This window comes from Burkholderia sp. NLJ2 (assembly GCF_049487195.1).
Taxonomy (GTDB): Bacteria; Pseudomonadota; Gammaproteobacteria; order Burkholderiales; family Burkholderiaceae; genus Burkholderia; species Burkholderia pyrrocinia.
Genome location: NZ_CP137810.1, coordinates 2,678,089 through 2,690,947 on the forward strand (window position 1 = coordinate 2,678,089; position 12,859 = coordinate 2,690,947).

Annotated in this window: 14 protein-coding genes; 8 read left to right on the forward strand and 6 right to left on the reverse strand. The window is 65.3% G+C overall.

Translation table 11 applies throughout. From position 1 onward, the window contains the following. Positions 1-146: 146 nt before the first annotated feature. Positions 147-380, forward strand: coding sequence for a hypothetical protein (locus R9B84_RS34505; protein ID WP_423761865.1), 234 nt, complete (start codon positions 147-149; stop codon positions 378-380). A 26-nt stretch (positions 381-406) separates the two neighbouring features. On the opposite strand, the gene R9B84_RS34510 is transcribed toward R9B84_RS34505, so the two are convergent. After that, on the reverse strand, positions 407-988 hold the full coding sequence (locus R9B84_RS34510) for an undecaprenyl-diphosphatase (protein WP_423761866.1): 582 nt from the start codon (positions 986-988) through the stop codon (positions 407-409). A 438-nt stretch (positions 989-1,426) separates the two neighbouring features. On the opposite strand from R9B84_RS34510, the gene R9B84_RS34515 reads away from it, so the two are divergent. The 4 genes from R9B84_RS34515 (at position 1,427) to R9B84_RS34530 (ending at position 4,916) form a co-directional block, all read left to right on the forward strand. Beyond that, positions 1,427-2,167 (forward strand): acetoacetate decarboxylase, encoded by a 741-nt coding sequence (locus tag R9B84_RS34515; protein WP_423761867.1) that lies wholly within the window; start codon positions 1,427-1,429, stop codon positions 2,165-2,167. A 51-nt stretch (positions 2,168-2,218) separates the two neighbouring features. Beyond that, positions 2,219-3,004, forward strand: a complete 786-nt coding sequence (locus R9B84_RS34520; protein WP_096475490.1) for a 3-hydroxybutyrate dehydrogenase — start codon at positions 2,219-2,221, stop codon at positions 3,002-3,004. Between the two features lie 172 nt (positions 3,005-3,176). Further along, complete coding sequence (locus tag R9B84_RS34525) at positions 3,177-4,391, forward strand: patatin-like phospholipase family protein (RefSeq protein ID WP_423761868.1); 1,215 nt, start codon at positions 3,177-3,179, stop codon at positions 4,389-4,391. 60 nt (positions 4,392-4,451) lie between these two features. Beyond that, on the forward strand, positions 4,452-4,916 hold the full coding sequence (locus R9B84_RS34530) for a signal peptide protein (RefSeq protein ID WP_423761869.1): 465 nt from the start codon (positions 4,452-4,454) through the stop codon (positions 4,914-4,916). Between the two features lie 138 nt (positions 4,917-5,054). On the opposite strand, the gene R9B84_RS34535 is transcribed toward R9B84_RS34530, so the two are convergent. Continuing rightward, positions 5,055-5,978: a LysR substrate-binding domain-containing protein gene (locus R9B84_RS34535; RefSeq protein WP_423761870.1), complete on the reverse strand. Its 924-nt coding sequence runs from the start codon at positions 5,976-5,978 to the stop codon at positions 5,055-5,057. A 116-nt stretch (positions 5,979-6,094) separates the two neighbouring features. Between R9B84_RS34535 and R9B84_RS34540 the strand changes: the two genes are divergently transcribed. Further along, the gene (locus tag R9B84_RS34540) at positions 6,095-7,180 is read left to right on the forward strand and encodes a tartrate dehydrogenase (protein ID WP_423761871.1); all 1,086 of its coding nucleotides are present in this window, start codon (positions 6,095-6,097) and stop codon (positions 7,178-7,180) included. 496 nt (positions 7,181-7,676) lie between these two features. Here R9B84_RS34540 and R9B84_RS34545 read toward each other — a convergent pair whose 3' ends face one another. Then, positions 7,677-8,156 carry a DUF1348 family protein gene (locus R9B84_RS34545; RefSeq protein WP_096475497.1) on the reverse strand — a complete coding sequence of 160 codons (480 nt, stop codon included), beginning with the start codon at positions 8,154-8,156 and terminating at the stop codon, positions 7,677-7,679. 64 nt (positions 8,157-8,220) lie between these two features. Continuing rightward, positions 8,221-8,826, reverse strand: coding sequence for a TetR/AcrR family transcriptional regulator (locus R9B84_RS34550; RefSeq protein WP_047902090.1), 606 nt, complete (start codon positions 8,824-8,826; stop codon positions 8,221-8,223). A gap of 193 nt (positions 8,827-9,019) precedes the next feature. On the opposite strand from R9B84_RS34550, the gene R9B84_RS34555 reads away from it, so the two are divergent. Both R9B84_RS34555 and R9B84_RS34560 read left to right on the forward strand, forming a co-directional pair. Then, the gene (locus R9B84_RS34555; RefSeq protein WP_423761872.1) at positions 9,020-9,658 is read left to right on the forward strand and encodes a GNAT family N-acetyltransferase; all 639 of its coding nucleotides are present in this window, start codon (positions 9,020-9,022) and stop codon (positions 9,656-9,658) included. Then, positions 9,655-10,071, forward strand: a complete 417-nt coding sequence (locus R9B84_RS34560) for a hypothetical protein (RefSeq protein ID WP_423761873.1) — start codon at positions 9,655-9,657, stop codon at positions 10,069-10,071. Before R9B84_RS34555 ends, R9B84_RS34560 begins: the two co-directional genes overlap by 4 nt. A 386-nt stretch (positions 10,072-10,457) precedes the next feature. On the opposite strand, the gene tdh is transcribed toward R9B84_RS34560, so the two are convergent. Together tdh and R9B84_RS34570 are read right to left on the reverse strand one after the other, a co-directional pair. Next, complete coding sequence (gene tdh / locus R9B84_RS34565) at positions 10,458-11,486, reverse strand: L-threonine 3-dehydrogenase (RefSeq protein ID WP_047902093.1); 1,029 nt, start codon at positions 11,484-11,486, stop codon at positions 10,458-10,460. Positions 11,487-11,499: 13 nt separating this feature from the next. Beyond that, a complete protein-coding gene (locus R9B84_RS34570) occupies positions 11,500-12,699 on the reverse strand; it encodes a glycine C-acetyltransferase (RefSeq protein WP_423761874.1) in 1,200 nt (399 codons plus the stop codon). Positions 12,700-12,859 lie beyond the last annotated feature (160 nt).

The following is a 12,859-nucleotide window of genomic DNA, read 5'->3' on the forward strand; positions in this document are numbered from 1 at the left end:
GCACCCCGCCGGCGGGGGACAGGTGATGCAACCGTGGCGCCTGCGCACCGACGGGCTTGGCATCGAGATCGCGGCTGGTATATATGTATGTTTGCGACGCCGCTGTCGGGCGACAGCCGCCGCAGCCCGCCCAGGAGCGCCCGGTCATGACAAAAGAAAGCCACGCTTCGCCTTTCCTTCGCAACCTGAAGATCGCCGGCTATTGCGGCCTCGCCGCGGTCGTACTCGCGCTGTTCGTCGCGATGTGCGCGATCCTGAAGGAAAGCGCCCTTGAGCGCGACGCCGCGCAGCACCCGGCCGATACGCCCGAACTGCACGATGCGGGTGGCGGCCCGTCCACGTCGGCCGAATCGGCCCGCACGCCCGGCTCTCCCGGCTGACGGCGTCCTGCCCGGCTTCCTTCCGCTTAAGGCGCGTGCCGGCGCCCCATCACGACCGCGTGCACCGAATCGCCGAATCGTTCGAGCAGCGCGGTCACGCGTTGCCCGTACAGGTGCGCGGCCAGTGCGCCGGCCGTGCCGACCAGCACGCCGCCCGCCATGTCGAACGGCCAGTGCACGCCCGCATAGATACGCCCCCACGCAATCGCCACGGCCATCGCAGCCATCACGAACCCGGTGAGCCGGGTCGTGCCGCCGAGCATCAGGCCGACCGCCATGCTCCATGCGAACGTCATGTGATCGCTCGGAAACGAGCTGTCCGGCGCGTGCGGAATCAGTTGCGTACCGACGCCGGCCATGAACGGCCGCGGCGAGAACCAGACATGTCCGAGCACCTGCGCGAGCGCGATCGCCACGCAGACGCCGACGCCGGCTTCGATCGCCTGGCGCCGCGTCGGGCGCGTGCCGAAGATCCAGGTCAGCAGCAGCATCGCGGGCAGCGCATAGACGAGCCAGTCGGCGGCGAAGACGGCAAGGCGGGCCACGCCCGGCTGCGGCGCATGCCCGGCGTTGAGGGCGGAAAAAAGGGCGAGATTGAGGTTCTGCATGAATCCGGTTGCGTGGGACGTAAAGATTCGACCGGTTACCCGGTCGGACAGGAACGATGCTAGGGCGCGCCCGCTTAAGCGATGCTTAATGCGGCTGGCCTGCGGGCAGGGCGCGACCGCCGCGGCGAACGCACTTAGAGCCTGCAGTGCAACACAAGTTCACGAAATTGTCATATTCCAGCGCGACCGTTTCCCGGAAAGGCTCACCTGACATCCCGTAAAGACTCACCTTTTTCACATCGTGGCGTCATCGACGCGTGCGAACCTCGGGGCGCCGGGCGCCATCCAGGCCGTTTGCGTCGTTCGTCTCAATATTTACGCGGTAAATTCCTCGAAATCGGCAACAATTAATTCCAGATGCGGCATCGCACAACGGCAACGCACAGGCATACGATTACGAGCACTCATCCACGAAGCGATCAACAACAAGGAGTCCGCATGAAACCCAGCGATGTCCGATCGAAAGCGTTTGCGATGCCGTTGACCAGCCCTGCCTTCCCGATGGGCCCGTACCGTTTCGTCGACCGTGAGTTTCTGATCATCACGTATCGCACCGATCCGGACCGTCTCCGCGAAATTGTCCCCGAGCCGCTGCAGGTCACCGAGCCGCTCGTGCATTACGAATTCATCCGCATGGCCGATTCGACCGGGTTCGGCGACTACACCGAAAGCGGCCAGGTGATTCCCGTCGAATACAACGGCCAGCCGGGCGGCTACACGCTCGCGATGTATCTCGACGATCACCCGCCGATCGCCGGCGGCCGCGAGCTGTGGGGCTTCCCGAAGAAGCTCGCATCGCCCACGCTGCACGTGAACACCGATCACCTCCTCGGCACGCTCGACTACGGCAAGGTGCGCGTCGCGACCGGCACGATGGGCTACAAGCACAAGGAACTCGACATCGCCGAGCAGACCAAGCGCCTCGCCGGCCCCAATTTCCTGCTGAAGATCATTCCGCACGTCGACGGCACCGCACGCGTGTGCGAACTCGTGCGCTACTACTTGCAGGACATCAAGATGAAGGGCGCGTGGACGGGCCCCGCATCGCTCGAGCTGGCGCCGCACGCGCTCGCGCCGGTAGCCGACCTGCCCGTGCTCGAGATCGTCGAAGCCCGGCACCTCGTCGCAGATTTGACGCTCGGCCTCGGCGAAGTCGTCTACGATTACCTGGCTCAGTAACACGTCCGCAGTCCTTTCTCCCTGTCAAACCTTTCACCACGGGAATTCGAAATGAGCAACCTGAATGGCAAGACCGCAGTCGTCACGGGCGCCGCGAGCGGCATCGGCAAGGAAATCGCACTCGAGCTCGCGAAAGCGGGCGCGGCCGTCGCGATCGCCGACCTGAACCAGGACGGCGCAAATGCGGTCGCCGACGAGATCAACAAGGCAGGCGGCAAGGCGATCGGCGTCGCGATGGACGTGACGAACGAGGAAGCCGTGAACAGCGGCATCGACAAGGTCGCCGAAACGTTCGGCTCGGTCGACATCCTCGTGTCGAACGCGGGCATCCAGATCGTCAACCCGATCGAGAACTACGCGTTCTCCGACTGGAAGAAGATGCAGGCAATCCACGTCGACGGCGCGTTCCTGACGACGAAGGCCGCGCTCAAGCACATGTACAAGGACGATCGCGGCGGCGTCGTGATCTACATGGGTTCGGTGCACTCGCACGAAGCGTCGCCGCTGAAGTCCGCGTACGTGACGGCCAAGCACGGGCTGCTCGGCCTCGCACGGGTGCTCGCGAAGGAAGGCGCGAAGCACAACGTGCGCTCGCACGTCGTGTGTCCGGGCTTCGTGCGCACGCCACTGGTCGACAAGCAGATTCCGGAGCAGGCGAAGGAGCTCGGGATCAGTGAAGAGGAAGTGGTGAAGAAGGTGATGCTCGGCAACACGGTCGACGGCGTGTTCACGACGGTGCAGGACGTCGCGCAGACGGTGCTGTTCCTGTCGGCGTTCCCGAGCGCTGCGCTGACGGGCCAGTCGTTCGTCGTCAGCCACGGCTGGTTCATGCAGTAACGTCCTCGCCTCCCTAAAGGGAGGCGATTCCCACACCTGGCGATGCACGTTCGCATCGGAACCCGGTAGCGGCAGACAAGAATCATACCGGTCATTCAAACGATGGCGCGCCGTCTGTCGACGGCATGCCTTTCCTCTCCGCCATCGATGGCGGGATTTCTCGGAGCAACTGATGAAACCGCACGCCCGAACAGAAAAGCAGGCCGTCGATGAGACAGACCTGCACGAAGCCGGCGCGCCGACCGCCGCGCGGTCATTGCCGTACGAAACGATCGCGCTCGTCCTGCAGGGCGGCGGCGCGCTCGGCGCGTATCAGGCCGGCGTGTTCGAAGGGCTGCACGAGGCGGGCATTCCGCTCGACTGGATCGCGGGCATCTCGATCGGCGCGCTCAACACCGCGCTGATCGCCGGCAATGCGCCCGAGCATCGCGTCGAGCGGCTGCGCGAGTTCTGGGAAACGATCTGCCAGCCGGCGTTCTTTCCGGCGATTCCGGCCGCGTTCGAATTCGCGCTGTTCAACAGCATCGACCAGATCCGCACGTTCTTCACCGCGTCGCAGGCTGCAAGCGCGATGATGCAGGGCCAGCAGGGCTTCTTCTCGCCGCGCTTCCCGCCGCCGCTGCCGGGCGTGTCGGACCATCCGGAAAAGATCAGCTGGTACGACACGTCGGCGCTGCGCACGACGCTGCTGAAACTGTGCGACTTCGACCGGATCAATTCGGGCGAGACGCGCATTTCGGTCGGCGCGGTCAACGTCGGCACCGGCAACTTCGTGTACTTCGACAACTCGCGCATCCGTCTCGCGCCCGAGCATTTCATGGCGTCCGGTGCGCTGCCGCCCGCGTTCCCGCCGGTCGAGATCGACGGCGAGTATTACTGGGACGGCGGCGTCGTGTCGAACACGCCGCTGATGGAAGTGCTCCGCTCACGGCCGCGCCGCGACACGCTCGCGTTCCAGGTCGATCTGTGGAGCGCGCGCGGGCCGCTGCCGCGCACGATGGCCGACGTCGCCGAACGCACGAAGGACGTGCAGTATTCGAGCCGCACGCGTTTCGTCACCGATACGCTGCAGCGCGAACAGCGCTACCGCAACGTGCTGCGCCACGTGCTCGAGCAGGTGCCGGAAGAGCAGCGCAAGAACGACCCGTGGTGCGTCGAGGCCGACGCGATGTCGAGCGGGAAGAAGTACAACATCCAGCACCTGATCTATCAGCAGAAGGCGTACGAGCATCACTACAAGGACTATCAGTTCGGTCTGTCGACGATGCGCGACCACTGGTCCGCAGGGCTCGACGACATCCGCAAGACGCTCGCAGTGAAGGACGGCCTCGCGCTGCCCAACAACGACGCGGGCTTCGTGACGCACGACATTCACCGCCGCCGGTGATGCCGGGTGCGACGGACCGGCGCGATGCGTGCGCCGGTCCGTCCTCTTCTCCGATTCGACATGCCGATTTTCATCGCACTGTTCGCGCTCATCGCATTGGGATGGGGCGCGGTTCACCTGTTTCACGTCATCGCCGCGCAGTTCGGGCAGCCGGTCGCGATCGCGGCCGCCGTGCTCGCCGCCGCGATCCTGAGCGCGCTGGTCGCGTGGTGGATCAAGCGCCGCCGCGACATCGCACCGAATACCCGGGAAGAAGGCTGGACGCACATCGTGCATCGCGCATGGGGCGAGTTGCGTGTGTCCGCGACGCAAGGGCTGCTGTGGCTGTCGCACGACGGCGCGGACGGTCGTTATACGCTGTCGCAGCTCGACGGCTGCCAGGCCGCGCCGATCGGCGGCCGCTGGCATCTCGTCGTGCGCGTGCGCGACGCGGTGCGCAGCGAATGGAAGCTGCCGATGACGGACAAGCGCGATGCGCAGCGCTGGGCGCGCGTGCTGACGCTGGCGAAGGACAACCGGCTGTGACAAGCGAACAGATCGGCGCCGTCGTCGCGCAAGTTCAATGGTGATTGGCACGACGTCGCGCGTCTCACGTTTCGACTTTGCGCGCCTGGCCGGTCACGCGCGGTTCATCTTCCCGTAAAAGCTCACCTTTGGCCGTTCTCAGGCCGTATCGTCACCCGCTGCGGCATTCAGGCCGGCCAGCGTCTCCACCAGAAAATCCACGCACACGCGCACTTTCGCCGACGCCGCGACGCGTTCCGGATAAACCGCCCAGATGTTCGCGGGCTGGATCGCGTCCGGCAGCACGCGGCACAACGCGCCGCGTTCGATCAGCGGCCCGGCTTCCCAGATCGAGCGCAACACGATCCCGCGCCCGGCCAGCGCCCATTGCACGGCCACCTCGCCGTGGTTCGTCGACAGTGCGCCGCCAACCTTCACCGTGGCCGTTTCGCCGCGCACGTTCAGCCGCCAGACACCGAACGGGTGATCGCGCTCCTTGATCGCGAGACAGTCGTGCGACGCGAGATCCGCGAGCGAACGCGGCGTGCCGCGTCGTGCGAGATAGTCGGGCGACGCGCACAGCACGCGGTAGTTCGCGGCGAGGCGGCGCGCGATCAGGTGATCGGAGATTTCGTCGCCGATGCGCACGTCGAGGTCGTAGCCTTCGCCCGCGACGTCGACGAGCCGGTCGAACAGATCGAGCCGCACGTTCAGTTGCGGATAGCGTGCCGAGAAGTCGAGCAGCGCCGGCGCGACGACGTGCCGGCCGAAGCCGAAGCTGCTCGACATGCGCAGCGTGCCGCGCGGCACCGTGCGCGTCGTCGACACGTCCTCGACGAGATGATCGACGTCGTCGAGAATCTTCTCGGCGCGCGCGAACACGCGTTCGCCGGCTTCCGTGACCGTCACGCGGCGCGTCGACCGGTGCAGCAGGCGTGTGCCGAGCTGCGCCTCGAGCAGCGCAATGCGCTTGCTGACATAGGCGGGCGACACCGCAAGCTGCTCGGCGGCCGCGCTGAAGCTCGTCAGGCGGACGACCAGGCTGAACACGCGCAGGTCGTCGAGGTTCGGTGATTTGTTCACGATTCGTGGAAAGTCGATTAACCTTTCGCACGATTCTAATCCGAATGGAAATAAATAGAATGGCGTGACGGGCCACTGCATCCCCGGCAGCAGGCCGACCAGCCAAGGAGCTTTGCATGACCGACAGGACTTACAGGATTGCCGTGATCCCCGGCGACGGCATCGGCCGTGAAGTGATGCCCGAGGGCCTGCGCGCGCTCGACGCCGTGACCGCGCGCTTCGGCATTCGCTTCGACTTCGTACAGATCGACTGGGCGAGCTGCGACTACTACGCGCAGCACGGCAAGATGATGCCGGACGACTGGAAGGCGCAACTGTCGGGCATGGACGCGATCCTGTTCGGCGCGGTCGGCTGGCCCGCAACGGTGCCCGATCACATTTCGCTGTGGGGCTCGCTGCTGAAATTCCGCCGCGAGTTCGACCAGTACATCAACCTGCGGCCCGCGCGCCTGTTCGACGGCGTGCCGTCGCCGCTCGCCGGTCGCCGCCCGGGCGACATCGATTTCATGATCGTGCGCGAGAACACCGAAGGCGAATATTCGTCGGTCGGCGGCACGATGTTCGAAGGAACCGACCGCGAAGTCGTGATGCAGCAGTCGATCTTCACGCGTCACGGCACCGAGCGCGTGCTGAAATTCGCGCTCGAGCTCGCGCAGCGGCGCGCGAAGCGTCTCACCGTCGCGACGAAGAGCAACGGCATCGCGATCAGCATGCCGTGGTGGGACGCGCGCGCGGCCGAGATGGCCGAACGCTATCCCGAAATCGCCGTCGACAAGCAGCACATCGACATCCTGTGCGCGCGCTTCGTGCTGCAGCCGGACCGCTTCGACGTCGTCGTCGCATCGAACCTGTTCGGCGACATCCTGTCGGATCTCGGGCCGGCCTGTACGGGCACGATCGGCATCGCGCCGTCGGCGAACCTGAACCCCGACCGCACCTTTCCGTCGCTGTTCGAACCCGTGCACGGCTCCGCGCCCGACATCGCGGGGCAATACATCGCGAATCCGGTCGCGATGATCTGGTCGGCAGCAATGATGCTCGACTTCCTCGGCAACGGCGCGGGCCGCGAACGCGAAGCGCACGATGCGATCGTCGCCGCGATCGAGGACGTGCTGCGCGCCGGGCCGCATACGCGCGATCTCGGCGGCAACGCGGGGACGCAGGAAGTGGGCGAGGCGATCGCCGCACGGATTGCAGGCTGACGATCAGGCCCGGCGCGAGCGATTGCGCCGGGAAACGACTTCACGAATCAGGCGGCGGTGAGCAACACACGATGCTGTTGCGCACCCGTACGGATTCCGATGCGTGCGTGGTGACGTCGAGCGGTGAGCAACGACACACCACCACGCGCACTGCTTGCGCTGACTCAGGTTGAAATCGATTCGATCGGTGAGTTGCACATCACGTTCACGCACACCGATTGCCAACAGATTGTCGAACCGGTTCGATCGGTGAGATGCATCGCGTGGTGAAGCACACCGTCGCGTGTCGATACGTGCATCAGGTGATATCGACGCGAGCGACATGTCCGCTTTACCCGGGGCGATGCCGCATCGATCTGCGCAAAGCACACAGACCGACGCGACATTCCACCTGGTCCCGAAAAACCTCACCTTCAGCGCACCGCCTCCCGAATTTCCTCACCTTAGGACTCAGGTGATGCGTTCGCCGATCCGCTGAACAGGCGCGGCGACAACGTCACAGCCCGAGATCGGACAGCCCCGGATGATCGTCGGGACGGCGGCCGAGCGGCCAGTGATAAAGACGATCTTCCTCGCGAATCGGCAGGTCGTTGATGCACGCGTGACGATGTGCCATCAGGCCGTTTTCATCGAACTCCCAGTTTTCGTTGCCGTACGAACGGAACCAGTTGCCTGCATCGTCATGCCATTCATACGCAAAGCGCACTGCGATGCGATTGCCGCCGAACGCCCACAGCTCCTTGATCAGCCGGTAGTCGAGTTCGCGCGTCCATTTCCGCTGCAGCAGCCCGACGATCTCGTCGCGGCCGGTCACGAATTCGGCGCGATTGCGCCATTGGCTTTGCGGCGTATAGGCGAGCGACACGCGCTGCGGGTCGCGCGTATTCCACCCATCCTCGGCGGCGCGCACCTTCTGGCGCGCCGATTCGAGCGTAAAAGGCGGAACGGGCGGACGGACTTCGGGGGAAGCTGACATGAGTTGCTCCTGTTCAGGGTTCTGGCCGCGGACGCCCGCGGCCGGTTCGGATTCGCTGCACCGACTACCGCGAAACGGTGTCGAGCAGCAGTTCGGCTGTCGCGCGTGCATCGCGCGCGGCGTTTGCATCGCCGCTGACGAGCGCTACGCCGATCGCGCCGTCGATCAGCACGAGCCACTGACGCGCAATGCGCGCAAGCCCGCGGCGCTCGATTCCCGTTTCGTCGGCATACGCATCGAACCGCTCGCGCACGAATGCCAGCAGACGCGCCTTGTGCATACGCGCGACGACGCGCACGGGATCGTCGGCGTCGGGAATCTCACCCGACGCGTTCAGGAAAGCGCAGCCATGAAAGTCGGGCTGCCCGAACCAGTCGCGCAGCACGTCGAACATGCCGAGCAACTGCGCGCGCGGCGCCTTGCCGCGCGCATGGGTTGCGTCGACGAACCAGCGCATCCAGCGCTCGTCGCGGCGTTCGAGCGCGGCAACCACCAGCGCCTCCTTCGATTCGAACTGCGAATAAAAGCTCTTTCGTGCCGCGCCGGACCGCTTCACGATCGCGTCGACACCCGTTGCGTGGATGCCGCCCGAATAAATCAGCGCTTCGGCCGCGTCGAGCAGCCGGTCGCGAACGCCCGGTTCGCCGGAAGTGTCGTGTGGTGTGTTCATGCGTTTACGGTAGAACGATCGTTCTCCCTCGTCAACTCCTGTGTGAAATGTCCATATCGGTGAAAGGGCTGAATCGCGGCCTGACCGCGCGGCCGCCGCGCAGCGAGGCCCGCCGCGTTTACGACATTTTTTCTTGAAGCGGATACGCGACGCTCACTACACTTCGGTCACCCTGTCTGGGCGAAAGGACATCATGCAGCGACCGGAATCCGCGCGCCCCGCGCGCGCCTATGCGGCTTATGCCAAGCGGCTCGACGGCCGCGTCGTGGTGCGGCGCTTCGATCCGCGCAGCGATTCGTACGACACGCTGACCGCGCTGCTGCATCGCGCCTTCGCGCCGCTCGGCGCGCTGGGCTTCAACTGCCCGTGCGTCGACCAGCCGGCATCGGCGACGCGCGAACGCGTACTCACCGGCGAGTGCTTCGTCGCGCTCGGCAACGCGCATCTGGTCGCGACGATGACGATGCATTCGCACGATCCCGATTCGCGCTGCGATCCGTATCGCAGCCGGCGCGTCGCGACACTCGGCCAGCTGGCCGTCGATCCCGTCTGGCAGGAACGCGGCATCGGCCGCTCGCTGCTCGCGTTCGCGCAACGGCGGGCGGCCGCGCGCGGCGCGACGCACCTCGCACTCGACGCGCCGTACGCGGCGGTCCGGCTCATCGATTTTTATCGTCGCGAAGGATTTCAACCGGTCGACGTGATGCGCTTCCCGGGACACACCTACGACAGCGCGATCCTGTGCAAATCCGTCGGCGTCGCGGACGACCACATGCTTGCCTGCGACACGGCGCAGATCGACGTTGCGCGGCAAGCCGGTGCGGCGTCATGAAACACGACGTGCCGAAGCACGATGGCGATGACGATCGCGCGCAGCTTGCCGTCAGGCAGGCACGCGTGCGTGCGGCGCTGCGGCTGCGCGGCGCGATGAAGCTGACGATCGTCACGATCGCGGTCGCGCATGCGCTGACGTTCGCGTTCGAAGGTGTGCTGGTCGCAGCCGGCTTCGTGCCCGAAGCCGCGACGTTGCTGCTGTTCCGCTTCGTGACCTGCGCACTCGTCAGTTTCTGGCTGCAAGCCGATGCGTTGCGCGCCTATCGGTACGCGGCGCAGCACGGGTTCGTCACGGTTTCCGGCACGCACGGCGATCTGATCGATGTTGCCCCGCAGTGCCCGAAGCGCTGGCTGGTCGTGTTGAATCTCCAGCTCGAACCGCGATGGGTGAAGGGTGAACAGAACAAGTAGCGGTCTGCGCACCGCTCAACGCAGAGTGCCTGGCGTATGAGTGAGTCGTGACGAGGTTCACCGGCTCACGGTTGACGCCCTGGTTCGGCACGGCATTGCATACGATGTGTAGCGAGCGATTGCTCGACAAGCGAAGCAGGGAAGCGTGCGAAAGAGGCAGAACAGGCGCCGAATGGCGTGATGGGGGGAAGCGAGACGAGGGCTGACAGGTGAAGCGAACTTGCGATTGCAAATCACCGATGTGCGATCGCGTCGCGATTCGGCGCGCAAACACAGCTCCCGAATAATCTCACCTCAAGCCCGGATTCGTGCGTTCCGATCTCGACGACGCACCCGCAAACGAAAGCGGGGCAGGCGACCGACAAGCCGCGCTGCCCCTTCGGCACTCAGGCCGTCCAGTCGAGAATCACCTTGCCGCTTTCGCCGGACAGCATCGCGGCGAAGCCTTTCTCGTAATCGTCGGCCGCAAAGCGATGCGTGATGATCGGCGACAGGTCGAGGCCGCTCTGCAGCATCGCGACCATCTTGTACCAGGTCTCGAACATCTCGCGGCCGTAGATACCCTTGATCTCGAGCCCCTTGAAGATCACCTGGTTCCAGTCGATCGCCGTCTGCGCGGGCGGGATGCCGAGCAGCGCGACCTTGCCGCCATGGTTCATCGCCTCGAGCATGCTCGTGAACGCGCTCGGCACGCCCGACATCTCGAGACCGACGTCGAAACCTTCGGTCATGTGCAGGTCGGCCATCACGTCGCGCAGCGACTCGCGTGCGACGTTGACCGCGCGCGTCGCGCCCATCTTGCGCGCGAGTTCCAGCCGGTAGTCGTTGATGTCGGTGATGACGACGTTGCGCGCGCCGACGTGCTTCGCGATCGCGACGGCCATGATGCCGATCGGGCCCGCGCCGGTGATCAGCACATCTTCGCCGACGAGGTTGAACGACAGCGCCGTGTGCGTCGCGTTACCGAACGGATCGAAGATCGACGCGAGATCGTCGGAGATCTCGGGCGGGATCTTGAACGCGTTGAACGCCGGAATCGCCAGATACTCGGCGAACGCGCCTTCGCGGTTCACGCCGACGCCGACCGTGTTGCGGCACAGATGCCGGCGCCCCGCGCGACAGTTGCGACAGAAGCCGCACGTGATGTGGCCTTCGCCGGACACGCGATCGCCGATCGCGAAACCGCGCACTTCCTGCCCCATCTCGACGATCTCGCCGACATATTCGTGACCGACGTGCATCGGCACGGGAATCGTCTTCTGCGCCCAGTCGTCCCACTTCCAGATATGGATGTCGGTGCCGCAGATCGCCGTGCGGCGGATCTTGATCAGCACGTCGTTGTGGCCGACTTCGGGACGCTTCACGCGCGTGAGCGTGAGGCCGGGGCCGCGTTCGAGCTTTGCCAGTGCTTTCATGGTCGTGCCTCCGTCAAACGATGCCGAGCGACTTGCCGACGCGCACGAACGCGGCGACCGTCTGGTCGATCTGTTCGGGCGTATGCGCGGCGCTCATCTGCGTGCGGATACGCGCGCGGCCGCGCGGCACGACGGGGAACGAGAAGCCGATCACGTAGACGCCTTCGGCGAGCAGCTTGTCGGCCATGTTCGTCGCGAGCTGCGCGTCGCCGAGCATCACCGGGATGATCGGATGCGCGCCGGGCACGAGCGTGAAGCCCGCTTCGGTCATCTGCTCGCGGAATCGCGCGCCGTTCTCGCGCACGCGCTCGCGCAGCTTCGCGCCTTCGTCGCTGCCGAGCAGTTCCAGCACTTTCAGCGATGCCGCGGCGATGCTCGGCGTGAGCGTGTTCGAGAACAGATACGGGCGCGAGCGCTGGCGCAGCAGTTCGACGACCTCGCGGCGCGCGGCGACATAACCGCCCGATGCGCCGCCGAGCGCCTTGCCGAGCGTGCCCGTGATGATGTCGACGCGGCCTTCGACGCCGCAATGCTCGGGCGTGCCGCGGCCGTGCGCGCCGATGAAGCCGACCGCATGCGAATCGTCGACCATCACGAGCGCACCGTAACGATCGGCGAGATCGCAGATGCCTTTCAGGTCGGCAATGATGCCGTCCATCGAGAACACGCCGTCGGTCGCGATCAGCTTGTGGCGCGCGCCCGCCGCATCGGCTTCCTTGAGCTTCGCCTCGAGGTCGGACAAGTCGTTGTTCCGGTAGCGAAAGCGCTTCGCCTTGCACAGGCGGATGCCGTCGATGATGCTCGCGTGGTTCAGCTCGTCGCTGATCACCGCGTCGTTCTCGTCGAGCAGCGTCTCGAACAGCCCGCCGTTCGCGTCGAAGCAGCTCGAGTAGAGGATGCTGTCCTCGGTGCCGAGAAACGCGGCCAGCGCGCTTTCCAGTTGCTTGTGCACGGTTTGCGTGCCGCAGATGAAGCGCACCGATGCCATGCCGAAGCCGTCCTGGTCGAGGCCGGCCTTCGCCGCGTCGATCAGGCGCGGATCGTTCGCCAGACCCAGATAGTTGTTCGCGCAGAAATTGAGCACGCCGGCACCTCCGGCGAGCCGCACGGCCGCCGCCTGGGGACTCGCGATCTCGCGCTCGGTCTTGTAAAAACCGTCCGCGCGGATCTGGTCGAGCGTCCCGCGCACCTGGGCGAGAAAAGCATCACGCATCGCAAAGCTCCTGACAGGGATTCGCATTCCGCAACGCGCCGCTCGTGGCGGCGGCGCAACGGCCTGCTACTGTTATAGTCGGTCGTTCGGTTGACCGCATTTATCCGATATTCCGAACTAGAATTCGAAATACCGAACAACTCTAAGCGAACGGAATCCA

Bases quoted from the DNA above. Each gene is read 5' to 3' on its own strand.
- R9B84_RS34505 (WP_423761865.1), top strand. From the start codon at position 147: ATGACAAAAGAAAGCCACGCTTCGCCTTTCCTTCGCAACCTGAAGATC.
- R9B84_RS34510 (WP_423761866.1), bottom strand. From the start codon at position 988: ATGCAGAACCTCAATCTCGCCCTTTTTTCCGCCCTCAACGCCGGGCAT.
- R9B84_RS34515 (WP_423761867.1), top strand. From the start codon at position 1,427: ATGAAACCCAGCGATGTCCGATCGAAAGCGTTTGCGATGCCGTTGACC.
- R9B84_RS34520 (WP_096475490.1), top strand. From the start codon at position 2,219: ATGAGCAACCTGAATGGCAAGACCGCAGTCGTCACGGGCGCCGCGAGC.
- R9B84_RS34525 (WP_423761868.1), top strand. From the start codon at position 3,177: ATGAAACCGCACGCCCGAACAGAAAAGCAGGCCGTCGATGAGACAGAC.
- R9B84_RS34530 (WP_423761869.1), top strand. From the start codon at position 4,452: ATGCCGATTTTCATCGCACTGTTCGCGCTCATCGCATTGGGATGGGGC.
- R9B84_RS34540 (WP_423761871.1), top strand. From the start codon at position 6,095: ATGACCGACAGGACTTACAGGATTGCCGTGATCCCCGGCGACGGCATC.
- R9B84_RS34545 (WP_096475497.1), bottom strand. From the start codon at position 8,156: ATGTCAGCTTCCCCCGAAGTCCGTCCGCCCGTTCCGCCTTTTACGCTC.
- R9B84_RS34550 (WP_047902090.1), bottom strand. From the start codon at position 8,826: ATGAACACACCACACGACACTTCCGGCGAACCGGGCGTTCGCGACCGG.
- R9B84_RS34555 (WP_423761872.1), top strand. From the start codon at position 9,020: ATGCAGCGACCGGAATCCGCGCGCCCCGCGCGCGCCTATGCGGCTTAT.
- R9B84_RS34560 (WP_423761873.1), top strand. From the start codon at position 9,655: ATGAAACACGACGTGCCGAAGCACGATGGCGATGACGATCGCGCGCAG.
- tdh (WP_047902093.1), bottom strand. From the start codon at position 11,486: ATGAAAGCACTGGCAAAGCTCGAACGCGGCCCCGGCCTCACGCTCACG.
- R9B84_RS34570 (WP_423761874.1), bottom strand. From the start codon at position 12,699: ATGCGTGATGCTTTTCTCGCCCAGGTGCGCGGGACGCTCGACCAGATC.